This window comes from Pseudomonas sp. Z18(2022) (assembly GCF_036346535.1).
Classification (GTDB): Bacteria; Pseudomonadota; Gammaproteobacteria; order Pseudomonadales; family Pseudomonadaceae; genus Aquipseudomonas; species Aquipseudomonas yamanorum_A.
Genome location: NZ_JAOTOA010000023.1, coordinates 55877 through 79660 on the forward strand (window position 1 = coordinate 55877; position 23784 = coordinate 79660).

At 61.0% G+C, this 23784-nt stretch carries 20 protein-coding genes; 11 read left to right on the forward strand and 9 right to left on the reverse strand.

Features of this window, described 5'->3' with window-relative positions; translation table 11 throughout:
• Window positions 1–13 precede the first annotated feature (13 nt).
• Window positions 14–2614: a bifunctional aconitate hydratase 2/2-methylisocitrate dehydratase gene (acnB, locus tag V3W39_RS28685; protein WP_177048931.1), complete on the reverse strand. Its 2601-nt coding sequence runs from the start codon at window positions 2612–2614 to the stop codon at window positions 14–16.
• A gap of 394 nt (window positions 2615–3008) precedes the next feature.
• On the opposite strand from acnB, the gene V3W39_RS28690 reads away from it, so the two are divergent.
• Together V3W39_RS28690 and V3W39_RS28695 are read left to right on the forward strand one after the other, a co-directional pair.
• Window positions 3009–3473: a DUF1289 domain-containing protein gene (locus tag V3W39_RS28690; protein WP_177048929.1), complete on the forward strand. Its 465-nt coding sequence runs from the start codon at window positions 3009–3011 to the stop codon at window positions 3471–3473.
• A 250-nt stretch (window positions 3474–3723) separates the two neighbouring features.
• On the forward strand, window positions 3724–4152 hold the full coding sequence (locus tag V3W39_RS28695; protein ID WP_330213810.1) for a hypothetical protein: 429 nt from the start codon (window positions 3724–3726) through the stop codon (window positions 4150–4152).
• A 126-nt stretch (window positions 4153–4278) separates the two neighbouring features.
• Here the strand turns inward: V3W39_RS28695 and V3W39_RS28700 are convergent, their stop codons facing one another.
• A complete protein-coding gene (locus tag V3W39_RS28700; RefSeq protein ID WP_330213811.1) occupies window positions 4279–5139 on the reverse strand; it encodes a universal stress protein in 861 nt (286 codons plus the stop codon).
• A 151-nt stretch (window positions 5140–5290) separates the two neighbouring features.
• Between V3W39_RS28700 and V3W39_RS28705 the strand changes: the two genes are divergently transcribed.
• On the forward strand, window positions 5291–5893 hold the full coding sequence (locus tag V3W39_RS28705) for a tRNA-(ms[2]io[6]A)-hydroxylase (RefSeq protein ID WP_008431008.1): 603 nt from the start codon (window positions 5291–5293) through the stop codon (window positions 5891–5893).
• Here the strand turns inward: V3W39_RS28705 and V3W39_RS28710 are convergent.
• On the reverse strand, window positions 5849–7048 hold the full coding sequence (locus tag V3W39_RS28710) for an MFS transporter (protein ID WP_177044243.1): 1200 nt from the start codon (window positions 7046–7048) through the stop codon (window positions 5849–5851). The genes V3W39_RS28705 and V3W39_RS28710 overlap by 45 nt on opposite strands.
• Before the next feature lie 154 nt (window positions 7049–7202).
• On the opposite strand from V3W39_RS28710, the gene V3W39_RS28715 reads away from it, so the two are divergent.
• A complete protein-coding gene (locus tag V3W39_RS28715; protein ID WP_330213812.1) occupies window positions 7203–7910 on the forward strand; it encodes a winged helix-turn-helix domain-containing protein in 708 nt (235 codons plus the stop codon).
• Window positions 7911–9188: an ATP-binding protein gene (locus V3W39_RS28720; RefSeq protein WP_330213813.1), complete on the forward strand. Its 1278-nt coding sequence runs from the start codon at window positions 7911–7913 to the stop codon at window positions 9186–9188.
• Window positions 9189–9320: 132 nt separating this feature from the next.
• On the opposite strand, the gene V3W39_RS28725 is transcribed toward V3W39_RS28720, so the two are convergent.
• The 4 genes from V3W39_RS28725 to V3W39_RS28740 form a co-directional block, all read right to left on the reverse strand.
• Entirely contained in the window at window positions 9321–10124 is an 804-nt protein-coding gene (locus V3W39_RS28725) for a MipA/OmpV family protein (RefSeq protein ID WP_177077822.1), read from the reverse strand.
• Window positions 10125–10130: 6 nt separating this feature from the next.
• Window positions 10131–11954 (reverse strand): serine hydrolase domain-containing protein, encoded by a 1824-nt coding sequence (locus tag V3W39_RS28730; RefSeq protein WP_330213814.1) that lies wholly within the window; start codon window positions 11952–11954, stop codon window positions 10131–10133.
• Window positions 11955–12126: 172 nt separating this feature from the next.
• Window positions 12127–13140 carry a DUF3829 domain-containing protein gene (locus V3W39_RS28735; RefSeq protein WP_330213815.1) on the reverse strand — a complete coding sequence of 338 codons (1014 nt, stop codon included), beginning with the start codon at window positions 13138–13140 and terminating at the stop codon, window positions 12127–12129.
• Window positions 13137–14705 carry a J domain-containing protein gene (locus V3W39_RS28740; protein WP_330213816.1) on the reverse strand — a complete coding sequence of 523 codons (1569 nt, stop codon included), beginning with the start codon at window positions 14703–14705 and terminating at the stop codon, window positions 13137–13139. Before V3W39_RS28740 ends, V3W39_RS28735 begins: the two co-directional genes overlap by 4 nt.
• 15 nt (window positions 14706–14720) lie before the next feature.
• Between V3W39_RS28740 and V3W39_RS28745 the strand changes: the two genes are divergently transcribed.
• The gene (locus tag V3W39_RS28745; protein WP_330213817.1) at window positions 14721–14882 is read left to right on the forward strand and encodes a hypothetical protein; all 162 of its coding nucleotides are present in this window, start codon (window positions 14721–14723) and stop codon (window positions 14880–14882) included.
• Between the two features lie 7 nt (window positions 14883–14889).
• Here V3W39_RS28745 and V3W39_RS28750 read toward each other — a convergent pair whose 3' ends face one another.
• Together V3W39_RS28750 and V3W39_RS28755 are read right to left on the reverse strand one after the other, a co-directional pair.
• Complete coding sequence (locus V3W39_RS28750; protein WP_330213818.1) at window positions 14890–16290, reverse strand: DUF1254 domain-containing protein; 1401 nt, start codon at window positions 16288–16290, stop codon at window positions 14890–14892.
• Between the two features lie 217 nt (window positions 16291–16507).
• Complete coding sequence (locus tag V3W39_RS28755; RefSeq protein ID WP_177044250.1) at window positions 16508–16867, reverse strand: response regulator; 360 nt, start codon at window positions 16865–16867, stop codon at window positions 16508–16510.
• Between the two features lie 350 nt (window positions 16868–17217).
• Between V3W39_RS28755 and V3W39_RS28760 the strand changes: the two genes are divergently transcribed.
• The 5 genes from V3W39_RS28760 to V3W39_RS28780 all read left to right on the forward strand — a co-directional run bounded on the left by V3W39_RS28760 (window position 17218) and on the right by V3W39_RS28780 (window position 23770).
• The gene (locus tag V3W39_RS28760) at window positions 17218–20715 is read left to right on the forward strand and encodes a response regulator (RefSeq protein ID WP_330213819.1); all 3498 of its coding nucleotides are present in this window, start codon (window positions 17218–17220) and stop codon (window positions 20713–20715) included.
• A complete protein-coding gene (locus V3W39_RS28765) occupies window positions 20716–21531 on the forward strand; it encodes a CheR family methyltransferase (RefSeq protein ID WP_177044252.1) in 816 nt (271 codons plus the stop codon).
• The gene (locus V3W39_RS28770) at window positions 21528–22127 is read left to right on the forward strand and encodes a chemotaxis protein CheB (RefSeq protein WP_177077812.1); all 600 of its coding nucleotides are present in this window, start codon (window positions 21528–21530) and stop codon (window positions 22125–22127) included. Before V3W39_RS28765 ends, V3W39_RS28770 begins: the two co-directional genes overlap by 4 nt.
• The gene (locus tag V3W39_RS28775) at window positions 22121–23314 is read left to right on the forward strand and encodes a hybrid sensor histidine kinase/response regulator (protein ID WP_177044254.1); all 1194 of its coding nucleotides are present in this window, start codon (window positions 22121–22123) and stop codon (window positions 23312–23314) included. Before V3W39_RS28770 ends, V3W39_RS28775 begins: the two co-directional genes overlap by 7 nt.
• Before the next feature lie 78 nt (window positions 23315–23392).
• Complete coding sequence (locus tag V3W39_RS28780; RefSeq protein ID WP_010171103.1) at window positions 23393–23770, forward strand: response regulator; 378 nt, start codon at window positions 23393–23395, stop codon at window positions 23768–23770.
• The last annotated feature ends 14 nt before the right edge of the window (window positions 23771–23784 follow it).

Sequence of the window (23784 nt, forward strand, 5' to 3'; positions counted from 1 at the left end):
CAGCAACAAAACCTTAGGCTTGAACCACAGGAATGTTGGCGTTTGCAGCGGCTTCACGGAACTCGGCGATCTGGTCAAAACTCAGGTAGCGATATACGTCGCTGGCCATGGTGTTGATCTTCGCGGCGTATTCCATGTACTCCTCGACGGTCGGCAGGCGACCCAGGATGGAAGCTACCGATGCCAGCTCGGCCGAAGCCAGGTAGACGTTCGCGCCGTCACCCAGGCGGTTCGGGAAGTTACGGGTCGAAGTCGACACAACCGTCGAGTTCGGCTCTACACGTGCCTGGTTACCCATGCACAGCGAGCAGCCCGGCATTTCCATGCGCGCGCCAGCCTTGCCGTAGATGCCGTAGTAGCCTTCTTCGGTCAGTTGGTGAGCGTCCATCTTGGTCGGCGGCGACAGCCACAGACGGGTTGGCAGCTGACCCTTGACCTGATCCAGCAGTTTACCGGCAGCGCGGAAGTGACCGATGTTGGTCATGCACGAACCGATGAACACTTCGTCGATCTTCTCGCCTTGTACCGACGACAGCAGACGGGCGTCGTCCGGATCGTTTGGCGCGCAGAGCACAGGCTCCTTGATGTCGGCCAGGTCGATCTCGATGATTTCAGCGTATTCGGCGTCAGCATCGGCAACCATCAGCTCAGGGTTGGCCACCCAGGCTTCCATCGCTTGGGCGCGACGTTCCAGGGTACGCGCATCGCCGTAGCCTTCACCGATCATCCAGCGCAGCAGGGTGATGTTGGAGTTCAGGTATTCGGTGATGGATTCTTTCGACAGCTTGATGGTGCAACCGGCAGCCGAACGTTCAGCCGAGGCGTCGGACAGCTCGAATGCTTGTTCGATGCTCAGGTTGTCCAGGCCTTCGATTTCCAGGATGCGGCCGGAGAAGGCGTTCTTCTTGCCTTTCTTCTCTACGGTCAGCAGGCCAGCCTGGATCGCGTAGTAAGGAATGGCGTGAACCAGGTCACGCAGGGTGATGCCAGGCTGCATTTCGCCTTTGAAGCGCACCAGGATCGATTCCGGCATGTCCAGCGGCATAACGCCGGTGGCTGCGGCGAACGCTACCAGGCCGGAACCGGCCGGGAACGAAATGCCCATCGGGAAACGGGTGTGGGAGTCACCACCGGTACCGACGGTGTCCGGCAGCAGCATGCGGTTCAGCCAGCTGTGGATGATGCCGTCGCCAGGACGCAGCGATACACCGCCACGAGTCATGATGAAGTCAGGCAGGGTGTGGTGGGTGGTCACGTCGATCGGCTTAGGGTAAGCCGCGGTATGGCAGAACGACTGCATTACCAGATCGGTGGAGAAGCCCAGGCACGCCAGGTCTTTCAGTTCGTCACGGGTCATAGGACCGGTGGTGTCCTGGGAGCCGACGGTGGTCATCTTCGGTTCGCAGTAGGTGCCTGGACGAACGCCAGCCACGCCGCACGCCTTGCCGACCATTTTCTGCGCCAGTGTGTAGCCCTTGTCGCTTTCGGCCGGAGCTTCCGGCAGTTTGAACAGGGTCGAAGGTGGCAGACCCAGCTCAACGCGAGCCTTCTCGGTCAGGCCACGGCCGATGATCAGCGGGATACGACCGCCGGCACGGACTTCGTCCAACAGGACCGGGGTCTTCATTTCGAAGGTGGTCAGGACTTCATCGCTGTTGTGCTTGGTGACTTTGCCAGCATGCGGGTACAGGTCGATCACGTCGCCCATGTTCATGTTGGTGACGTCGAACTCGATTGGCAGTGCGCCGGCATCTTCCATGGTGTTGTAGAAGATTGGGGCGATCTTGCTGCCGAAGCAGAAGCCGCCAGCGCGCTTGTTCGGCACGTAAGGAACGTCGTCGCCGAAGAACCACAGCACCGAGTTGGTAGCCGATTTACGCGACGAACCGGTACCGACCACGTCACCGACGTAGGCGATCGGGAAGCCTTGGCCGCGCATTTCTTCGATCTGCTTCATCGGGCCGGTCTTGCCTTGCTCATCCGGCACGATGCCTTCACGGGCCATTTTCAGCATGGCCAGGGCGTGCAGCGGGATGTCAGGACGGGACCAGGCGTCCGGGGCAGGGGACAGGTCGTCGGTGTTGGTTTCGCCAGTTACCTTGAATACGCGCAGGCTGATCTTGTCGGCCAGGGTCGGGCGGTTCTTGAACCACTCGCCGTCGGCCCAGGACTGGATCACGGCTTTGGCGTGTTCGTTGCCGTTCTTGGCTTTTTCGGCGACGTCGTGGAACGCGTCGAACATCAGCAGGGTGTGCTTGAGTTGGGTGGCAGCGACGGGAGCCAGGGTGGCGTCGTCCAGCAGCTCGACCAGGGTCACGATGTTGTAGCCGCCTTGCATGGTGCCGAGCAGTTCAACAGCGCGTTTCTTGTCGATCAGGGGAGAAGTGGCTTCGCCCTTGGCCAGGGCAGACAGGAAACCGGCCTTGACGTAGGCAGCTTCGTCAACGCCTGGTGGAATGCGGTTGGTGATCAGGTCAACGAGGAATTCTTCTTCGCCAGCCGGGGGATTTTTCAGCAGCTCGACCAGGCCTGCGGTTTGTTCGGCATTAAGCGGCTGGGGAACGATACCCAGGGCTGCACGCTCTTCGATATGTTTGCGGTAGGCTTCAAGCACAGTTATTACCCTCATCAGTGGTCCCACGGGACGCTCATCCAGAAATGCACGGCACGCATGCGCTCGGGGGCTTTTTGGGCCGTAGAGCCAGCGCTGCCGGCAATCCTCACAGAAGCTGCTTTCAAAGTTTTACGCCTGCAGAACGGAGCTGATGAGGGTTGGCGCTGGCTATTTACCGGGTAAATAACCATCGCCAACACCGTTCTTTAGGAACGACTGTGCTCGTGACGCTTTGAAAACAGCTTCCAACGGATTATTGGCGCCTTACAAGGCCGGATGATTCTACGGTAAAAAATGTCTGAACGTAAGTTGCCTTGCCAAGTTTGCAGGGTGATCAACCTTAGACAAAGGGCTAACATGTGCAACTGTTTCGCTGATTTGTGCGTTGTCGACCATGTCCAACCAGACCATCAAGACCCCCTGCGTAGGCCTGTGCTCCACGGTTTACGGCGATCTCGTGTGCCGGGGTTGCAAGCGGTTTCACCATGAGGTGATTCAGTGGAACGGGTATAACGAGGAGGAAAAACGGGCGGTTTGGCTCAGGCTTGAGCAGTTGTTGGTGCAGGTGATGGCGGGGAAGCTTGAGGTGTTTGATCCGAAAATGCTTCGGGGGCAGCTTGAGCAGCGCAAGATTCGGTTTGTGCCGCATCAGTCGGAGTACTGCTGGGCCTATCAGTTGATTGCCCGGGGGGCTCGGGTGATCAGCAATCTTGAGGCTTACGGGATGGTGTTGATGCCGGAGTTTCGGGAGTGGGGGTTGCCTGAGTTGCGTGATGCGATTGATCGGGAGTTTTTTATTTTGTCTGAGGCGCATTATCAGCGGTATATCGCGCCGGGGTTTCTCAGGGATGCTCTGTGATTGAGTACATATCCGTTGTTTAGGTAACGGCCGCTTATGGTTCCGCTCTTACAGCGGGTCACTTTTGAAAAGCGCAAAAGTAACCAAAACGCTCTGCCCCGCCTGTCGGCACCTCGCCTAGGCTCGGTGGTCCCTCACTCCGGGATTGCTCCGCGGGCCGCCGCGACGGGGCGTCCCTGCCCCGTCGCGGCTAAACCGGCGTCCTGCCGGTTTACCCGCTCCTCAATCCCTGCGTTCGGCCTCGGGCTGAATGGGGCAGTCAGATCAAAAGCAAGATCAAGATCAACAGCACGGCGGCCTGAAAGCCGACCTGAGTGTGGTGAAGCAAAGGCAAAAGCCGCTTTTCTGTAGGAGCTGGCTTGCCGGCGATGCAGGCGACTCGGTGCATCAGATACACCGAGGCGATGCCATCGCAGGCAAGCCAGCTCCCACATTTTTGACCGTGCTCGCTGTAGATTTTGATGTTGCCTTTGCTTCACCACACTCAAGCCGGCCTGTAGGCCGCTGTGCTGTTGCTTTTGATCTTGATCTTAGGCGCCCCGTTAAACCACGCTGGCCGAACGCAGGTATTACGGAGCGGGTAAACCGGCAGGACGCCGGTTTAGCCGCGACGGGGCAGGGACGCCCCGTCGCGGCGGCCCGCTTCGTGCTGCCGGAGTGCGGGCACACCGAGCATTAGCGAGGTGCCGAGTGGTGGGGCAAGAGCGTTTTGCTTACTTTTGCGCTTTTCAAAAGTGAGCCGCTGTAAGAGCGGAACCAATACTAGCCGTTACCTAAATAACGGATATGCCCCCCATACCAGGCATCACCCATTAGCCAGCTCTTCCAAGTGATCCATCAACTCCTGCGGCTTAAGCACCAACACATCACTGTCCACCGCATCCAGCACCACCTCCGCCGTATTCCCGATCAACGCCCCCGAAATCCCCGTACGCGCCACGGTACCGATAATGGTCACCGCCGCCTGCCACTTATGCGCCGCATGAGGAATCAACACATCCGCCGGCCCTTCCTCGATATGCAGGTGGGTGTCATCAATATCAAACTCCGCCTGAAACGCCTTGCACTGCTCCCGATAGCGCGCCTCGATCGTCTCCTTGAGCTGAAACACCGGATCCGCCGCCGACAGCATCGGCGAAGGATGCGCACTGATCACATGCAACTGCGCCTTGGCCAGGCTGGCGATATCAAACCCGTGATCAATGATCGAATTATGCAGCGCCTGGTGCTCGGCATCGGAATTCCCCACATCGATGGCCGCCAAAATCACCCCGCCAGCCCACGGCTTGGAGGTTTTCACCAACAGAACGGGAGCAGGGCAGTAACGCATCAGCTTCCAGTCGGCAGGCGTCAACAGCGCCTTTTTCAACGGGCTGTCGGCGAAATGCTGTTTCACCACCAACCCACAACCCTCTGCCTGCTGCACGTCGATGATGGTTTCATGCAGGCTGTCATTCCACGCCTGTTCGGTGGTGACGCTGTAGCCATCCTCCTGCAACCCGGCCTTGAGCAGGCTCAACATCGCCGAATGCTCGTGCTTCTTGTCGCACACCAACAGATGCAGGTGCGCCCCTGTCACCCCGGCAATCAGCTTGGCGCGCTTGAGGGCCAGGCTTTCCGAATGCTCGGGCTCGATCACCACCAGGATGCTGCGGATAGCTTGCATGGTCGGGTTCTCCAAAAAAGGGCGGGCGTTGAACAACTATAGTTGCTGCCCGGCACACGTCATGTTGATGCACATCAAGCCCGGTGGCTGGTGGTCTGCGGCGCGGTCGGTATAATCGCGGCCCTTTTGTGAATCTTTGCCCGTGAGCCCGATGAACCTGCCAGAAATCCACGAATTCCTCGGTTGCCGCACCCCCGACGGCTGGGTACAGGCCGCGTTGGCCGACCAGGAAACCCTGCTGATCGACCACAAGAACTGTGAATTCAAGGCCGCCAGCACCGCCTTGAGCCTGATCGCCAAGTACCATTCCCACGTCGACCTGATCAACCTGATGTCGCGCCTGGCCCGGGAAGAGCTGGTGCACCATGAGCAAGTCATGCGCCTGATGAAGAAGCGCAAGATCGAGCTGCGCCAGTTGTCCGCCGGCCGTTATGCCTCGGGTTTGCGCAAAGTGGTGCGCAGCCATGAGCCGGTAAAACTGGTGGATACGCTGGTGGTCGGCGCGTTTATCGAAGCCCGCAGTTGCGAGCGTTTCGAAGCGCTGGTGCCGCATTTGGACGAAGAACTCGGCAAGTTCTACTTTGGCCTGTTGAAAAGCGAGGCCCGGCACTTCCAGGGTTACCTGAAACTGGCTTACCAGTACGGCGACGCCAAGGACATTGCCCAGGTCATCGACCGGGTGCGCGCCGCCGAGCAGGAGTTGATCGAGTCACCCGACGTCGAGTTCCGCTTTCACAGTGGCGTGCCAGCCTGACGCGACCGCTACACCGATCAGCGCGGTGATCCCGGCCAGCAGCAGGATCACCGTCTGCGTCCCCAGCGGCGCCGCCAGCAGTGCAATCAGCAACCCGGCCAATGGCTGCGAGAGGTTGTTGAGCAAGGTCAGCACACCCACCGTCTTGCCAAAATCCTGGACCGGAATCACCCGCTGGCGGGTGCTGCGGATGTACACGTTGAACATCTTGTCGAAACCGGTCACCAGCAGGAAACCCACCGTATAAGCCCATATATTCGGGCTGATGGCGGTGATCAGCGCGCCCACGGCAATCATCGAATACGACAAGCCGCCCAGCACCTTCAGCGGCAGGGATGCGCGCGCCAGGTAGAACAGGATGGCAATGGTCACCACCGCACCCGCCGCCTGCAGCCCGGCGTAAGTGTCCTTGCCGGCTGCATATTGGCCAATTACCAGCGCCGCCGAGGTGGCGAGGGTGACGCCGATAATCAGGTTTACGCCCACCGCCAGGGCGATGATTTTTTTCAGCTCCGGCAACGCGCGGATATGCCCGAAGGCGATACGCAGCGGCTGCAGCCAGATGTCGTTGTGTTGCTCGAAAGTCTCCAGGTTGACCGTGGTGTTGCGTTGCCAGATGCGCATTGCCAGGTCCGCCAGCAAAAACAGCCCGGCAACCCCCAATACCACCCAGTGCCAGGCCCATACGCCCAGCATCAATGCTGCCACCAGCGGCCCCAGTACCAAACCGGTCTGGTCGGCGATCTGCGAATAGGACAAGGTCTTGGCATAGCTGTAGTGCTTGAAGATATGCGGCAGCAGCACTTCCCGAGCCATGATGCCCTGGGTGGTCAACACCCCGCACAGCGCTGAAAGCATCACGATCCAGTAGATTCCGTCGAACATCCCGTACAGCAGCACCGCCGCCACACAGGCCAGCGCCCGGTAAACCTGGCTGATATGCAGGATGCGCACGGCAGGATACTTGTCGCACAATGCCCCACACACCGGGAACGCCAGGTAACGCGGCAGAGATTCGACAAAAAATGCCAGGCCGGCCCAGGACACACTGTTGGTAGTCTGGAACACGATCAATGGCACGATGAACAACAGAATCTGGTCGGCCAGGCGTGACAGGAACAACGAAATGAAGAACGCCAGGTAATCCTTGCGCATACAACTCCCTGTGATGGCGTTAAAGATTGCAGGCTATTTGTTAAAAACTCTTAAAAGCATGAAGCTTCGTCGGCCAATGATGGCCAGCTGCTTTAGTCTGCCTGCTTGCCACCTATAATGCGCACACTTCAATCCGCGCGCGTACTGGAAATTTATGGATAACTTGGGTCTCGGCAAGGTCTTGCTCGTGGAGGACGATCAGAAGCTGGCAGGGCTGATCGCCCATTTCCTGTCCCAGCATGGCTTCGAGGTACTGGCCGTGCACCGGGGTGACCTGGCGCTGGCGGCCTTCCTGGAGTTCAAGCCCAAGATCGTCGTGCTCGACCTGATGCTGCCCGGCCAAAGCGGCCTGCATGTGTGCCGCGAAATCCGCAATGTGTCCGACACGCCGATCGTGATCCTGACCGCCAAGGAAGACGACCTGGACCACATTCTGGGCCTGGAGTCCGGCGCCGACGACTACGTGATCAAACCGATCAAGCCGCCGGTGCTGCTGGCCCGCCTGCGCGCCCTGCAACGCCGCCAGACCCCGGAAGCCACGGTGCGCGGCTCCCTTGAGTTCGGCCGGCTGGCCATCGACCGCAGTTGCCGGGTGGTCAGCCTGGGCGGCGAGAAGATCGACCTCACCACCATGGAATTCGAACTGCTGTGGTTGCTGGCCAGCGCCGCCGGGAAGATCCTCTCCCGTGATGACATCCTCAACCGCATGCGCGGGATCGCCTTCGACGGTCTCAACCGCAGTGTCGACGTGTACATCAGCAAGCTGCGCGGCAAGCTCAATGACAACCCTCGCGAGCCGGTGTGCATCAAGACCATCTGGGGCAAGGGCTACCTGTTCAACCCGTTTGCGTGGGAGGTCTAGATGTTACGGCTGTTTCTGCGTCTGTATATCATCCTGGCCATTGGCTTGGCGGGTGCGATCTGGCTGGTGAACTACACCTTCGATGAGCTGCTGCCGGAGGCCAACGAAACTTACAACCGCGAAGCCTTGCGCGGCCCGGCCTATGGGCTGGTGGAGCAGTTGCGGCCGGTGACGGGCGAAGCGCGGGCCGCACGCCTGGCCGAGTTGCAGCCGCACTATGGGCTGCGGCTGAAGCTGGTACAGCGTGACCAGTTGGCGATGACCGAGCGTGAAAAACAGCTGCTGGCCGCTGGGCAATTGTTGGTGCGCGGGGACTTCATGGAGTTCCTGGTGGACATTGATGGCGGCCCGCAGATGCTCGAAATCAAGCTGCCGGAAGAGCCCAAGTGGCTGTACATGTGGGCGTATGGCTTCCTGGGCCTGTGCCTGGCAATCGTCTTGTATTTCTGGGTACGCCCCCATTGGCGTGACCTGGAGCACATCCGCCTGGCGGCCCAGCGTTTCGGCGACAACGACCTCGGCTCGCGCATCCTGCTGCCGCGCCGCTCCACGGTGCGCGAGCTGGCAGGGCACTTCAACCAGATGGCCGAACGCATCGAAAGCCTGATCGCCAACCAGCGCGAGCTGACCAACGCGGTCTCCCATGAACTGCGCACGCCGATTGCGCGACTGTCGTTTGAGCTGGACCAGCTCAAGCAACAGGCCGACCTGCGCCAAAGCGGCCCACTGATCGCCGACATGTACGCCGACCTTGGCGAGCTGGAAGAAATGGTCTCCGAACTGTTGACCTACGCCAGCCTGGAACGCGGCGCCACGCAGATCACCCGGGAAAGCATCGAGGCCCACAGCTGGCTCGACAGCGTGATCGGCAGCGTGGCCCTGGAGGCCGAGGCGGAAGGGGTGCAGTTGCTGCTGCGCACCTGTGAAGTCGACTACATCCGCATCGAGCCGCGTTTTATGGCACGGGCGGTGATCAACCTGTTGCGCAACGCGATTCGCTACGCCGACCGGCGCGTGGAGGTGTCGCTGGTGAAGTTTGGTGCCGGCTATGAAGTTCGGGTGAATGACGACGGCCCCGGGGTGCCGGTGGAGGGGCGGTCGAAGATTTTCGAACCGTTCCTGCGCCTGGATTCCAGCCGCGACCGCCGCACCGGTGGCTTCGGCCTTGGCCTGGCGCTGGTGCAGCGGGTGTGCCAGTGGCACGGCGGGCAGGTTGAAGTGCTGGATTCGGAATGGGGCGGGGCGTCGTTCCGGATGACGTGGGCGTATATCGAGTAACGAGCGAGGAACGATGGAGATCAGATGTGGGAGCTGGCTTGCCTGCGATAGCATCACCTGTGTCTCACTGAAAGACCGAGGTGCCTGCATCGCAGGCAAGCCAGCTCCCACATTTTTGATTGGGTTACCCAATTAGAAGGTGTACTCGACCATCCCCATCACCGAGGTCTGCAAGCGTCGCTCCACAATCGGGCTCTGCCCGGCCTTGTCGGCCAGGTACTGCACATCCAGCAAGGTCGAGAACTTGGTGTGCTCGCTGATCGGCAGGCTCCACACCAAATTCATCCCGTTGCTGATATTGCCGCCGCTGGCCTTGTAGGCTTTGAAGCGACTCTGCGCGGCCTGCCCGGTGGTGACGCCGTACCAGGTCTGCATGTAGTTGCTGTCACCAAAGTGGCTGCTGAGGCTGGCGTCCAGCGAACCGTAGTCGCCGTCATACAGGTTGGTGCCCAGGCTCAGTTCCAGGTGGGTGAAGGCCTTGCCCGAATCCTTGTGGTCATCCTCTTCCAGCGCATGTTCCAGGGTTGCGCCGATTATCACGCCGCCCAGGTTATAGCTGCCACTCACGCCCACCTGGGCGCGGCTCTTGATCTCGCCCATGCCCTTGAGCTTCTTCGAGCCCGGGCGCCCGCTTTTGCTTTCGTCCTTGCGTGAGCCGCTGGCGCCGACGTAGGCGCTGAAGCTCGCGCCACCACCGTCATACCCCCAGCCCAGGCCCTTGTCGGTGTCGAGGAAAATCCCCCATGGGCTGACGATGGCCGCCCCCAGCACCGGCGCGGTCACCCGCTCGTCGCTGCCGCTGTAGCGGGGCAGGTTGGCCACGCCGGCCTTGAGGGTGTATTCCCAGTCGTCGGCCAGCAGGGTGTCGGCGCTGGCCAGCAGGCACAGCGACGTCAGGGACAGGCACAGGTGTTTTGAACGCAGGAGGGTCTTCATGTGAGGTCACAGACTCAATGGGTTGTGGGGAGAATCGGTACGTTTGAAGTGGTAGCCGGAGGCGCTCAGGCCGTTGACCTGGCGGCTCACGGTGTCGCCCAGGCCATAGCCGTTGCCGGCAAGCACCGCGTGGGCGTTGTCCACGGGCAGCAGGATGTAGTCGGTGAGGGGCTGGTCGTGCAGTTGGCCGCGGATCACCAGGAAGCCGTTTTCCAGGCGTACGCTGATGCCGCTCAGCGGTGCGTCGGCTTCATGGGTGTTGAGCACCTGATAGGTGCCGATGGTGTCGGCCCAGGCGGTGGTCAATGGCGTCTGTTCGATGCGCTCGCCTACGGGCACGCGCTGGCCGTGGCTGCGGGCGGTGAGCATCTGGCGGCCTTGCACCGTCACGACATCCAGTTGCACGCGGCCCAGTTCGCCCAGGTCCTTGAGCCAGAAGCCGAGGAATTTCTGCTGCGCCCGCAGCCAGCCATGGCCGTCGCGCAACAGTTCGAAGCGGGTGTCGGCCAGCTCGCCATACAGCTTGCCGTTGTCGTCTTTGATGCGGAAAACGCCCCAGGCCGTGGCGTAGAAACCGGCCAGGCGCTTGCGGTCGATGGCGGCGGGCACCTGGCGGATCTTCAGGCCGTGGGCGGGCTCCTGGCAGTTGTCGGCACACACCGGGTCGCCGGTCTGGGCCTGAAGCATCAGGCGCAGGGTGTCGGTGGTCAGGGACACCACCATCTCTTCGGCGTTGCTGTCGTTGGCCATCACGATCACGGCCAGTTGCTGGTCCGGGAGCATCGTCAATTGCGCTGCGAAATCATCCCCGCCACCGCTGTGCTGGAAGGTGCGAATGCCGGGGCCGACCGGCTCGTCACCACAGGGCGCGAGAAACCACCCCAGGCCCATCTGGCAGTCGAAGTCCAGGGCGTTGCCGGTGTTTTGCTGGGTGAACATTTCATCGATCGACGGGCTGCCCAGTACCTGTTTGCCTTTATAGAGGCCCCGGGCGAAGAGCATTTGCACGTAGTGGCTGAGGTCTTTGGGGCTGGCCCACAAGCCGGCGGCAGCGAGGTCGCGTACCTGGGCGTCGGGGCTGGCGGTGCCGTCTTCATAACCCCGGGCGCGGAAGCCCGGTTGCGCGCCGGTGCCGATGAAGCTGGACTGGTTCATCTCCAGGGGCTTGAGCAGGCTGCTTTGCAGGCGGGTCTCGAAATCCTGCCCGCTGCTGCGCTCGATGACGGCGCCGGCCAGGGCGTAGCCAAGGTTGGAATAGGCCACCTGGGTGCCCGGTGGGGTGCTCAGCCATACGCCGGAAACGCGCATCGGCATCTGTCCCATGGCGAAGGTGTTGTTCACGTCCCGCAGGTGTTCGCTGGGCAAGCCGGACTGGTGGCTGAGCAGGCGGCGCAGGGTGATGTCGCGGTCGGCGGCGGCCTGGTCGGAATGAAAGCGCGAGCGTACGTAGAATTCCCGCAGGGTGTCCTGGATTGGCGCGTCGAGGGCCAGGCGCTGTTGCTCCACCAGTTGCAGGGCAGCGGTGGCGGTGAGCAGCTTGGAGAGGGCGCCGGCGCGGAACGCGGTGTTGGGCGTGACCGGTTTGCCCAGGGCCTTGTCGGCAACGCCGAACCCGTGGGCCCAGATCAGCTCCTGGCCGTTGACCAGGGCGATGGACAAGCCGGCGATATTTTGCCGGGCCATCTCCACGGGAATGCGTTTTTGCAGGTAACGGATGATTGCGCTGTAGTCGCCCTTGGGGATCGGCGGCGGGGCAGGCGGTTGGCCGTGGCAGCCGAGGCTGCTTAGCAGGCAACCCAGCAGCGGGATACTGCGCAATGTACGGAACATGATGAGCACCCGGGGGGTGGTTTGGATGCTCGAATGCTAGGGGCGGGCCGTCCACGGGTCTTTGTGAGCTTTGTCGGAAAAGTGTCAAAGACTGTTAATCGGGGCAGTGGTTGCCTTCAGTTTGGCTTCGAACCTGCCTCAGTCGTACCTCAAGCTTAAAAAGGGCCAGGCCTCAAAAGGTGCTGCGGGCCGGTTTGTTGTAGAAGCTGAGCAACACGTCGTAGCGGTGGGTGACGAGGGCAAAATCGTCACTCAGTTGCTGCGGCGTCCCATGCTCGCGCCAATGCTGTTGCAGGGTTTGCAAGGCTTGCAGGTAGGCGTCCGCCGCCGGCGTGATGGTGTGCCAGAGATAGTGGGCAAACTCGTCCCGCGGCTTGCCGGGGTGCAGGCGTACATAGTCCTTGCCCTGGGCGCTCGCCTGTTGCACCGCGTCGATCAACGGCGCGAGGGTCTGCGGCGTGAGGGTGGCCAGGTACGCCCCTTGCTCCAACTCGTCCACGGCCGTGCGTGCGGCAATCATGTAGTTGAGCAGGTGCCAATTGATGTCCTGGCCAAAGCGCGCCTGCAGCAGCGCCAGTTGCCCGGGACGCAGGCGCACATCCTCGCGCTCCAGGCGCTTGCGCAGCTCGGTGGAGGCGGCCATATACGCGTCGCCCTTGATGACCATGGCCTGTGCCACCTGGCCCTCTGGTGGTTGAAAGCGCGACTGGCCGTACCGCTGGTAGAAGTCGAACGAGTTGGTCAGCGGCGTGACGTTCTGCAACGCCATCACGTAGCGCCCGGCAGCGTTGATCAACGGGCTGTCGGGTTCCAGGCGCTCAAGCTTGCCGGTGACGCGCTGGGCGCAGATATCGTTTTGCAAGTCCCGGCCCTGGGCTTCGTCGTGATCGCCGTACTCTTTGAGGATCCGGTCCATCTGCACGAGGGAATCGTAAGTCTGCTCGTCGAAGATGGACGGCCTGTACCATTGCTGATGGGTGTAGCCGTAGTAGAAAAGACGCCAGTCCCGGTCGACACGGTTCATGCAGTCGATGATCGGCGCCAGGGCGCTGGCCTTGGCGGTTTCGGGGCCATCGCGCTTGTCCAGCCACAGTTGCACTTGTGCCACCTGCTTACTGGCGCCGGCCAGGCCCATCAAACCCAGGCCCAATGTCAGGCCGATGGGCACCAACCATTTCGGATTCATCGTTTTGCCTCCTGGCCATACCATTGTGCTTCGGTGGCGGGTGCCTGGCATTCCTGGGCCGTGGCCGGCAGGCGGCTGCAAAGGCGTTCGGTCCATTGCTGCAAGCCCTGGTTGCGATTGACCTGATGCCGGCCGTCGAGCATTTTCAATCCGCCATACAGCACCACGCACCCGGCGATGCACAAGGCGATCATGCTGGTCGGCCATTGGCTGTTGCCGGCCGTCCACGGGGTGTAGGTCTTCCGGGTGTGCCGCTTGAGCAGGCCGATGGCCGCCAGTACGAGCAGCAGCACCACGCTGGCTGCCGGGCCGATTTTGTAACCGACCGCCGCCATCATCACCGCGCCCGGCAACAGGTCGCGCAGGGGCAGCAGCGGCAAGCGCGTCGGGCTCAACCACATCGGAAGCCGGGCGCCCAGGCGCTCATCCAGCACGCGATACTGGTGAGCCAGTGGGCGCCATACATGCCACCCCACGAAGCCGCCCATCACTATGGGGATCGACCACAACAGGCCGACGCCAAGGGTTTGCAGCAGGTTGCCGGCCAGGGAATCGGCATGGATCATGGCGCCCACCATGCAGCCCAGGACAGTCGCCAGCACCAGTGGCCAACTGTCGAATGTCCGCTCCCAGCCTTGCCAGAAGTAGGGTGTACCGCCGGGCATCGAGGCGGCCACTGTGGGGTGGTCGGCATAGATATCGGCGCTGAGGCGTTGGCAGGCGGCCCAGTCGTCTGTGCTCAGGCGTTGGGCGAAGGCGCGGCGCTGGCCCAGGGTCATGGGCGCCAGCAGCAGGCGCGCGGCGCGTTGTTGCGGGGTGCCGGGAGGTTCGGCGGCCAGCTCCCGTTGGCGGGCGATAAACTGCGGGCTTTGCTGGCGCCGCAACAGCTGCGGCCAGTCGCCGGGCGGGCATGCATGATCGCTGCCGCCGTGCCAGCCCTGGCCGGCGCATACGGTTTCAAACACGGTCGGGGACCAGTAGCGAGTGTCCAGCAGCAGCTTGGCCAGCCACGTGTTGAACCACTGCGCATGGGGTGTCTTGTCAATCCAGGGTTCACGCAGGCGCGCCGCATAGGCGGCCAGGAACCCGGCTTCATCCTGCTGTTCCAGAGGCAGGCGCAAGGATTTCTGCAGGGCCGCCTTGCTGTGCATTTCCAGGGCTTCGATCAGCACGCCGGGCAGTTCCAGGCGTTGCCAGGCGCTCAGCCAGTGGAAGGTTTCAAAGGCCCATTGGCGGTCGTCAAGGCTGACATCCTGGGTGTCGACGATGCGTTGCAGCAGGGTGACTTCAAACGCCAGCCCGCTGCCGGTTGCCAGGGCTTGCTGATACTGCTGTTGCAGGGTCTGGGCTGCGACGGTCGTGGGCACGTGCTCCAGGACCGCTGTCTGATCCGGTTCCTGCTGCCATTCGCTCCAGTTCAACGCCTCTTCATAGGCCTCTCGCAGGCGTTGGAAACCCTCAGGATCATCATCCGGGCGGGTTTTCTTCAGCAGGGTGGCGTATTGGCGTTTGATCGTGCGGGTATCGGCATCAGAAGGCAGGCCGAGGATGTTCCAGCAACTCATGTGCGGTGCAACTCCATGAACAACGGCATCACCCTCCTGGCGGGTGATGCGATGGCGCGCACATTACCTGTTTGCGGTGAATCTGTCCTCGGTGCAGTGATAGCTATTGGCCAATTTGCCGGCGGAAGCGAGGAGGGGCCCGGCGCGTGCAAATCCACCCGCGCCGGCATCAGCTGATAAGAACCTACTTGATCGGTGTCAGTGGGGGCTGTTTCCATTGACCGTTACCCACTTCAGGCTTGGGCAGGTAAATGCGCAACAGGGCGTAGAACGGGCCGGGAGGTGCCGGCAGCCAGTTGCTCTGTTCGGCTTTCGGCGGCTCGTGGTGCGCCACCAGCAGCGTCAGGCCGCCGTCGGCATCAAGCTTGAAGTTGGGCATCATCCCCGAGGTGAGCAGGTAGCGCTTCTTCAGGTTGGGCGTCAGCAGGTTGGTCTTGGCGTTGTACATGGTCAGTGACCAGAAGGCGCCGGCCGGTGGCAACTGGTCCTTGGCGAAGTGCAGGGTGTAGCTGTGACGGGCGCCGTTGGCGGGTTTGCCTTCACTGTCCACGGAGTAACGCAGGTAGGCGGTTTCATCGCCGGAGTTGCCGAACAGGTGCACGTTGGCGCCGGCGTAGCGGTACAGGTAATTGTTTTGCAGATGGTCGCGGTTGCCGAACAGGTCACCACTGGTTACCTGGTGGGTGTCGATCTTGTCTTTCTTGAAGGCTGCGTACTCGGCCTTGCCGTCGGCGATGCCGTCATCCAGGGCTTTGCGTTGCTCAACGGTCAGTGCCTTGAGGTCGAACGGTTTACCGGCCTCGACGCCAATTTTCGCAAACCGTGCCAACAGGTCCTTTTCACTGTCCTGTGGTGCGGCGTAGGCCAACATGAAGTTCAGGTAGCGGAACAGGTGCACGCTGTCGCTCATGGTCGGCGTGGGCTTGGGCCAGGCAATTTTCGGCGGCTTGACCGGTTTGGGCTGGTTTACATAGTTGCTCAGGGTCTGGACCTTGTAGCCGCCCTGGATCTGCTTGACCTTGCCCAGGTCCTTCTCATCGAACAATTGCGTGCGGTACAGGGCGTAGGCGATGTTGCTTTCGCTGTACACCACCCGGTCGATATTGGTCGGTTGCTGGCCTTTCCAGCCAGGGCCGGCAACCATGTAGTGGCCACCGTTGTTGCCGGTGCTGCGGGTGCCCAGGTAGCCGAAGTTCTGCGTATAAAGGTCGATCAACTGCACGGCGTAGTAGCGGTTGTCTTCGATCTTCGGCAGGGTCAGCACCACCGGTTCGGCCCGCAGGTCCAGCCAGACAAACGAGTTGGGGGTGTCCGGGTTGGGCGTGGGGATCGCAGTGTCCTTGGGGGTTATCGCCTGCGCGGTGTTACCGATATGGTTGAACGGCGCCTTGAAATTCGGCCCGGTCTTGTCGACGGCCTGGCTGTAGAGGGTCTTGTACATCTCCACCACGGGGAAGCCATACAGGTAGGCTTCCTTGGCGATGGCCCGGGCTTCACTCGGCGTGGCGGTGAAATCGGCCCAGGCGCCGGTGCTCATGAGAATCGAGAGGCTCGCCAACAGCAGGCGCGTCGGTTTTGTCATCATGTTGTTGCGTCCTTCCTAAACTCTGTACCGGGGTTGGGGAGATGATGGCGTGGAGTTTCGCGTTTTATTGGCCGAACGTCACGTTAATCCCTCAGCCGTTGATTGCGGCTCAGTCGAAAGCCCAGGGTGGGTTGGCGAGGGGCGTCATGGAATGTTTGCAGGCCTGCAACGGGCGCGAAAATGCCGCCACGAGAGGGCGGCATTGAAGGGGATGGATTCAGGCCAGCATCGATTTGACCTTGTCACGCAACTGATCGATCGAGAACGGCTTGCCAATCACCTGCATATCAGCTGGCACGTCGATGTTTTCGGCATAGCCACTGGCAAACAGAATGGGCAGGGCTGGACGCAATTCGCGGGCCTTGATGGCCAGTTGCTTGCCGTCCATGTCGGGCAGGCCGACATCGGTCATCATCAGGTCGATGACCTGCGCGGTATTGCCGATGATGCCCAGCGCCGCTTCGGCATCGGCCGCTTCAAGCACCTGGAATTCCAGCTCTTCGAGGACATCGACGATCAGCATACGCACGATGGCATCGTCTTCGACGACAAGGATGGTGGAGGCTGCGGCGGACATAGTCAGGGTTCCCGAGAAGTTGAGGGGTGCAGGTCTTGATCGGTTGAAAGACCATCCTCTAATGAGTTGCGTCAATCTCGGCAAGTTCCCGAAACAGGGGAGACATTGTGCCGCGTATGTGTAGGAATGTCCTCCAGTGTTACTAAATTGTGCTGTGTCTACAGGGCGCAGCTACAGGCGCCGTTGTGTGCGAGGAACACGGTCAATTGCAACCTGTAAAAAACCACGGGCACTCGTCGATTTTTCAATGACTTACGCAGTCAATTAGACCAATTCCGGCAGAAAAATAGCGTTGCGGCGCGACTTTGGGGCAAACTCCTCGTTTTTCCGCACTTGGCCAAGGCATGCCCATGACTCCCGCGTCGTCAGTCGATGAGAAAAGCTTCCGTAAACTGCTGGGCCGCAACGTGGCGTTGCCGCTGGGCGTCGGCGTGCTCAGCGCGGTGTTTTTCGTGTGCCTGATCACTTACCTGCTGTCGGTGATCCAGTGGGTGGAGCACACCGACCGGGTGATCAACAACCTCAACGAAACCTCCAAGCTGACGGTTGACCTGGAAACCGGCATGCGCGGCTTTTTGATCACCGGCGACGAGCACTTCCTCGACCCGTATGAAGTGGCCAAGCCGCGGATCATTTCCGACTTGCGCAACCTGCAGGAGCTGGTGGCGGACAACCCGGAGCAGGTAGACCGACTCAAGCGCCTGGAGTCGCTGCAAATGGCGTGGAACACCTACGCCCAGTCGATGATTGACATGCAGCGCCAGAACGGCGATTACCGTTCGGCCGTGAAAGCCGGGCGCGGCAAGAGCCTGACGGATGAGATCCGCAAGGAATACGACCGGGCGGTGGCGATGGAGCAACAGTTCCGCATCACCCGTAATGAAGACGTCACTCGCACCACCATCATCAGTGTCAGCCTGTACCTGGTGTTTGTGCTCGGGCTCAGCGGCATCCTGGCGTATATCGGAAGAAAGAACTTACTAGAACTATCAACGAGTTACAGCGAAAACCTCGAGTCGCAACAGAGGATTGCCAAGCGCCTTGAACAGCAAGCCTGGCTGCGCAACGGCCAGACCGAACTGGCCGAACAGGTGCTGGGCCAACTGAGCCTGAACATGCTGGGTCGCAACGTGTTGCAGTTCTTTGCCCAATACATGGGCTCGGCGGTCGCGGCGCTGTACGTGCGTGAAGAGCACGGCGGCCTCACACGGGTGGCCACCTATGGTTTCTCCCGTGAGCAAGAGCAGCAGGAACAGTCGATTTACAACGATGAAGGCATCGTCGGCCAGTCGGCCCGCCAGGACCGCCTGATTCGCCTGGACGATGTGCCGGTGGACTACTTCAAGGTCAGTTCCGGTCTGGGCGAGGGCCCGACCCGCAGTGTGCTGGTGGTGCCCACCAGCGATGATGGCCGGGTCAACGGCGTGATCGAGCTGGGCTTCTTGCGCGAGCTGGACGAGCGTGACGTGGAATTGCTGGAGCTGATTGCCGACAACATTGGCACCTCCATCGAAGCCGCCCGTTATCGCCAGCGTTTGCAGGAAGTACTCGCTGAAACCCAGCAGCTCAATGAAGAACTGCAAGTGCAGCAGGAAGAGCTCAAGACCGCCAACGAAGAGCTGGAAGAACAGTCGCGCATCCTCAAGGAATCCCAGGCCCACCTGGAAACCCAGCAGGCAGAGCTGGAGCAGACCAACGAGCAACTGGCCGAACAGACCCAGACCCTGGCCGAACAGCGCGACGCCATGGACGAGAAGAACGTCCAGCTCAATCGGGTACAGATCGAGCTGGAAGAGCGCGCCGACGAGTTGCAGCGCTCCAGCAAGTACAAGTCCGAGTTCCTTGCCAACATGTCCCATGAGCTGCGCACACCGCTCAACAGCTCGTTGATCCTGGCCAAGTTGCTGGCGGAGAACCCCCAGGAAAACCTCAGCGCCGAGCAGGTCAAGTTTGCCGAGTCGATTTACTCGGCCGGCAACGATCTGCTTAACCTGATCAACGACATCCTCGACATCTCCAAAGTCGAGGCCGGCAAGCTGGAGATGCGTCCGGAGAACACCAGTGTTGCGCGTCTGGTGGATGGTTTGCGCGGCATGTTCGAACCGCTGGCGGCCGACCGCAAGCTGGGGTTCCAGGTGGAGGTCCAGGAAGGTTCGCCGCACATGCTGTACACCGACCGCCAGCGTCTGGAGCAGATCCTCAAGAACCTGCTGTCCAACGCGGTCAAGTTCACCGAGAAGGGCCAGGTCAGCCTGACGGTCTCCCGCCAGCCAGGTGAAGGCATTGCCTTCACCGTGCGCGACTCGGGCATCGGGATTGCACCGGACCAGCAGGAAAGCATCTTCGAAGCCTTTCGCCAGGCCGACGGCACCACCAACCGCCGGTATGGCGGCACCGGCCTGGGCCTGTCTATCTCCCGTGACCTGGCCAGCTTGCTGGGCGGTTACATCAGCGTCACCAGCGAGCCGGGCCAGGGCAGCATCTTTACCCTGGTGATACCGGAGCACTATGTGGAGCGTGATGAAGACGCGCCGCTGCCGGAACAGCCGCGTGTGGTGACTCCGGCCCCCGCACCGGCACCCATCAAGGTGTCGCCGATGCCGGTGGCCGAGGCCGCGCTGATCCCGCGCTTCATTGATGACCGCGACAAGGCGCCGTTCGCCACCCGCTGCATCCTGGTGGTGGAAGATGAACCGAACTTTGCGCGGATCCTCTTCGACCTGGCCCATGAGCTGGGTTACCACTGCCTGGTGGCCCATGGTGCCGACGAAGGCTACGCCCTGGCCGAGCAGTACATTCCCGACGCGATCCTGCTGGACATGCGCCTGCCCGACCATTCCGGCCTGACCGTGCTGCAGCGCCTGAAGGAACATGCCGGGACCCGGCACATCCCGGTGCATGTGATTTCCGTCGAAGACCGCGTCGAAGCCGCCATGCACATGGGCGCCATCGGGTATGCGGTCAAGCCCACCACCCGCGAAGAGCTCAAGGACGTGTTTGCGCGCCTGGAAGCCAAGCTGACGCAGAAGGTCAAGCGTGTGCTGCTGGTGGAAGATGACGACCTGCAGCGCGACAGCATTGCCCGCCTGATCGGCGACGATGACATTGAGATCACCGCCGTTGGCTTCGCCCAGGAGGCACTGGACCTGCTGCGCACCAACATCTACGACTGCATGATCATCGACCTCAAGCTGCCGGACATGCTCGGCAACGAGTTGCTCAAGCGCATGTCCACCGAGGACATCTGCTCGTTCCCGCCGGTGATTGTCTACACCGGACGCAATCTGACCCGCGACGAAGAGGCCGAACTGCGCAAGTATTCGCGCTCGATCATCATCAAGGGCGCGCGCTCACCTGAACGTTTGCTGGACGAGGTGACACTCTTTCTGCACAAAGTCGAATCCCAGTTGTCCCATGAACGCCAGACAATGCTCAGGACCGCCCGCAGCCGCGACAAGGTCTTCGAGGGGCGCAAGATCCTGTTGGTGGACGACGATGTGCGCAATATCTTTGCCCTGACCAGCGCCCTGGAACACAAGGGCGCGATCGTGGTGATCGGCCGTAACGGCCGCGAGGCCATCGAGAAACTCAATGAAGTCGACGATATCGACCTGGTGCTGATGGACGTGATGATGCCGGAGATGGACGGTTACGAGGCCACGGCCTTGATCCGCCAGGACCCGCGCTGGCGCAAGCTGCCGATCATCGCGGTGACGGCCAAGGCCATGAAGGACGATCAGGAACGCTGCCTCGCCGCGGGTTCCAACGATTACCTGGCCAAGCCCATCGACCTGGACCGGTTGTTTTCGTTGATTCGTGTATGGCTACCCAAGATGGAACGGATTTAATTGGAAAGAAGTGCCGATATTGAACTGCGCTTGTTGATTGAGGCGATTTACCTCAAGTACAGCTATGACTTTCGCGACTACTCCGGGGCCTCGGTCAAGCGCCGCGTGGCCCACGCCTTGCGCCAGTTCGACTGCAATACCATCTCGGCCTTGCAGGAGCGGGTGCTGCACGACCCGGCGGCGTTCATGCAGCTGTTGCAGTTCTTGACCATTCCCGTCAGCGAGATGTTTCGCGACCCCTCGCACTTCTTGGCGATTCGCCAGGAAGTGGTGCCGCTGCTCAAGACCTACCCATCGATCAAGATCTGGATCGCCGGCTGCAGCACCGGGGAAGAGGTGTATTCCATGGCCATCCTGCTGCGGGAGGAGGGCTTGCTGGAGCGCACCATCATCTACGCGACGGATATCAATCCGCGCTCCCTGGAAAAAGCCAAGCAGGGGATTTTTTCCCTTGAGAATATCCGCGCCTATACCCACAACTACCAGCAGGCCGGCGGGCAACGTTCATTTGCCGATTACTACACGGCGGCTTACGATCACGCGATTTTCGACAAGACCCTGCGGGAGAACGTGACCTTTGCCGATCACAGCCTGGCGACCGACAGCGTATTCTCGGAAACTCAATTAATTTCGTGTCGTAACGTACTGATTTATTTCAATAAAAAGCTGCAGGATAGAGCGTTTGGATTGTTTCATGAGTCGCTGTGTCATCGCGGCTTCCTGGTGCTGGGCAGCAAGGAAACCCTGGATTTCTCGGGATACAGCAAACAGTTCGAACCGCTGGTCAAGCAAGAACGGATCTACCGAAAATTATGAATCAAGCGACTGCCAGCCCGGTATCCGGGATCGAAGCCATTGTGATTGGCGCGTCTGCAGGCGGGGTCGAGGCGTTGCTGAGCATTTTTGGTGAGTTGCCGGCGAACTTTGGCCTGCCAATCGTTACCGTGCTGCACCTCCCGGACGAGCGCCGCAGCCAGCTGGCGGAAGTGTTCGACCGGCGTGTCTCGATGAAGGTCGTGGAGGCGCGGGACAAGGAAGTGATCCAGCCTGGCACCCTGTATTTCGCCGGCCCCGGTTATCACCTGTCGGTGGAGCACGACCGCAGCCTGTCACTGAGCCAGGAAGACCGCGTGCACCATTCCCGGCCCGCCATCGACTATCTGTTCGAGTCGGCTGCCGATGTCTATGGCAAGGGTTTGATGGCGATCCTGCTGACGGGCGCCAACCAGGACGGCGCCCGAGGCATGGCCCACGTCAAGCAGTGCGGCGGTACCACGATCGTCCAGGACCCTTCAGAGGCCCGGATTGCCGTGATGCCACGGGCCGCCCTGGCGTTGCATACACCTGACCATATTCTTCCCTTGAGCCGCATCGGCACCTTGCTGGCTTCCCTGGAATCTTCCCCATGTTAAGTACTGTCCAGGCCAAACTGCTGATCGTCGACGATCTGCCGGAAAACCTGCTGGCCCTTGAAGCGCTGATCAAGCGCGAAGACCGCCAGGTCTACAAGGCATTGAGCGCCGACGAGGCCTTGTCGCTGCTGCTCGAGCATGAGTTCGCCATGGCCATTCTCGACGTGCAGATGCCCGGCATGAACGGCTTCGAGCTGGCCGAGCTGATGCGCGGCACCGAAAAGACCAAGAACATCCCCATTGTGTTTGTCAGCGCAGCGGGGCGTGAGCTCAACTATGCGTTCAAGGGTTATGAAAGTGGCGCCGTGGACTTCCTGCACAAGCCGCTGGATATCCACGCGGTCAAGAGCAAGGTCAATGTGTTCGTCGACCTGTACCGCCAGAGCAAGGCCATGAAGCAGCAGGTGGAAGCCCTGGAGCAAAGCCGTCGCGAACAGGAAGCCTTGTTGACACGCTTGCAGGCGACCCAGGCTGAGCTTGAACAGGCGGTGCGCATGCGCGATGACTTCATGTCGATCGTTGCCCATGAAGTACGCACGCCCCTCAACGGGCTGATCCTGGAAACCCAGTTGCGCAAGATGCACCTGGCGCGGGACAACGCAGCGGCGTTCACCCTGGACAAGATGCACGCCATGGTTGACCGCGATGAGCGGCAGATCCAGAGCCTGATCCGCCTGATCGAAGACATGCTCGACGTGTCGCGCATCCGCACCGGCAAGCTGTCGATCCGCCCCGGGCGCTTTGACCTGACGCAACTGGTGCACAACCTGCTGGAGAACTTTGCCCCGCAAGTGGCGGCGGCCCAGTCCTCGGTGAAATGGGTCGAAGAAGGGCCGGTCGAGGGCAACTGGGATGAGTTTCGAATCGAGCAGGTGGTGTCCAACCTGCTGACCAATGCCTTGCGTTACGGGGCCAAGAGCCCGGTGGAAGTGCGGGTGTATGCCGAACACGGCGAGGCGCGGGTCGAGGTGCGTGACCACGGGATCGGCATCAGCGAAGACAACCAGAAGCGCATTTTCCAGCAGTTCGAGCGGGTGTCCGCCAGCCATGCCGTGGCGGGCCTGGGCCTGGGTTTGTTTATCTCCGAGCAGATTGTCGCGGCCCACGGGGGTACTATCGAGGTCGAGAGCCGGATAGGCGAGGGCGCCTTGTTCCGCGTCTGCCTGCCGTTGGGGGCAGAGGCATGAAATCAATCGCGAATCCGACGCAACCTCTGCGTGACCCTATGGTCGTATCAGCAGCAATTGACCGGACAAAGGCTTCCCATGAGTGAAGATGCACAAGATGTGGTACTGATCGTCGAAGATGACGAGTCGATTATGTTTGTGTTGGGCGAGTACCTGTCGGGCCTCGGGTACCGGGTATTGAAGGCGATTGACGGTGAGCAGGCGTTTGAAATCCTCGCCACCAAGCCGCACCTGGACCTGATGGTGACGGACTATCGCCTGCCCGGCGGGATTTCCGGGGTGCAGATCGCCGAGCCGGCGATCAAGCTGCGACCGGAATTGAAAGTGATCTTTATCAGTGGCTACCCGCAGGAAATCCTTGACTGCAACAGCCCGATCACCCGCAACGCACCGATCCTGGCCAAGCCGTTTGATCTGGATACGTTGCAGGAGCATATTCAGCGCCTGTTGGCATGAAGGCAGCGGCGCCA

Excerpts from the sequence above, each read along its gene's own strand:
- V3W39_RS28760 (WP_330213819.1), top strand. The coding sequence starts at position 17,218 with ATGACTCCCGCGTCGTCAGTCGATGAGAAAAGCTTCCGTAAACTGCTG.
- V3W39_RS28700 (WP_330213811.1), bottom strand. The coding sequence starts at position 5,139 with ATGCAAGCTATCCGCAGCATCCTGGTGGTGATCGAGCCCGAGCATTCG.
- V3W39_RS28735 (WP_330213815.1), bottom strand. The coding sequence starts at position 13,140 with ATGAATCCGAAATGGTTGGTGCCCATCGGCCTGACATTGGGCCTGGGT.
- V3W39_RS28750 (WP_330213818.1), bottom strand. The coding sequence starts at position 16,290 with ATGATGACAAAACCGACGCGCCTGCTGTTGGCGAGCCTCTCGATTCTC.
- V3W39_RS28755 (WP_177044250.1), bottom strand. The coding sequence starts at position 16,867 with ATGTCCGCCGCAGCCTCCACCATCCTTGTCGTCGAAGACGATGCCATC.
- V3W39_RS28710 (WP_177044243.1), bottom strand. The coding sequence starts at position 7,048 with ATGCGCAAGGATTACCTGGCGTTCTTCATTTCGTTGTTCCTGTCACGC.
- V3W39_RS28775 (WP_177044254.1), top strand. The coding sequence starts at position 22,121 with ATGTTAAGTACTGTCCAGGCCAAACTGCTGATCGTCGACGATCTGCCG.
- V3W39_RS28745 (WP_330213817.1), top strand. The coding sequence starts at position 14,721 with ATGAACAACGGCATCACCCTCCTGGCGGGTGATGCGATGGCGCGCACA.
- V3W39_RS28740 (WP_330213816.1), bottom strand. The coding sequence starts at position 14,705 with ATGAGTTGCTGGAACATCCTCGGCCTGCCTTCTGATGCCGATACCCGC.
- V3W39_RS28780 (WP_010171103.1), top strand. The coding sequence starts at position 23,393 with ATGAGTGAAGATGCACAAGATGTGGTACTGATCGTCGAAGATGACGAG.
- V3W39_RS28720 (WP_330213813.1), top strand. The coding sequence starts at position 7,911 with ATGTTACGGCTGTTTCTGCGTCTGTATATCATCCTGGCCATTGGCTTG.
- V3W39_RS28725 (WP_177077822.1), bottom strand. The coding sequence starts at position 10,124 with ATGAAGACCCTCCTGCGTTCAAAACACCTGTGCCTGTCCCTGACGTCG.
- V3W39_RS28695 (WP_330213810.1), top strand. The coding sequence starts at position 3,724 with ATGGGGCAGTCAGATCAAAAGCAAGATCAAGATCAACAGCACGGCGGC.
- V3W39_RS28715 (WP_330213812.1), top strand. The coding sequence starts at position 7,203 with ATGGATAACTTGGGTCTCGGCAAGGTCTTGCTCGTGGAGGACGATCAG.
- V3W39_RS28690 (WP_177048929.1), top strand. The coding sequence starts at position 3,009 with ATGTCCAACCAGACCATCAAGACCCCCTGCGTAGGCCTGTGCTCCACG.
- V3W39_RS28730 (WP_330213814.1), bottom strand. The coding sequence starts at position 11,954 with ATGTTCCGTACATTGCGCAGTATCCCGCTGCTGGGTTGCCTGCTAAGC.
- V3W39_RS28770 (WP_177077812.1), top strand. The coding sequence starts at position 21,528 with ATGAATCAAGCGACTGCCAGCCCGGTATCCGGGATCGAAGCCATTGTG.
- V3W39_RS28705 (WP_008431008.1), top strand. The coding sequence starts at position 5,291 with ATGAACCTGCCAGAAATCCACGAATTCCTCGGTTGCCGCACCCCCGAC.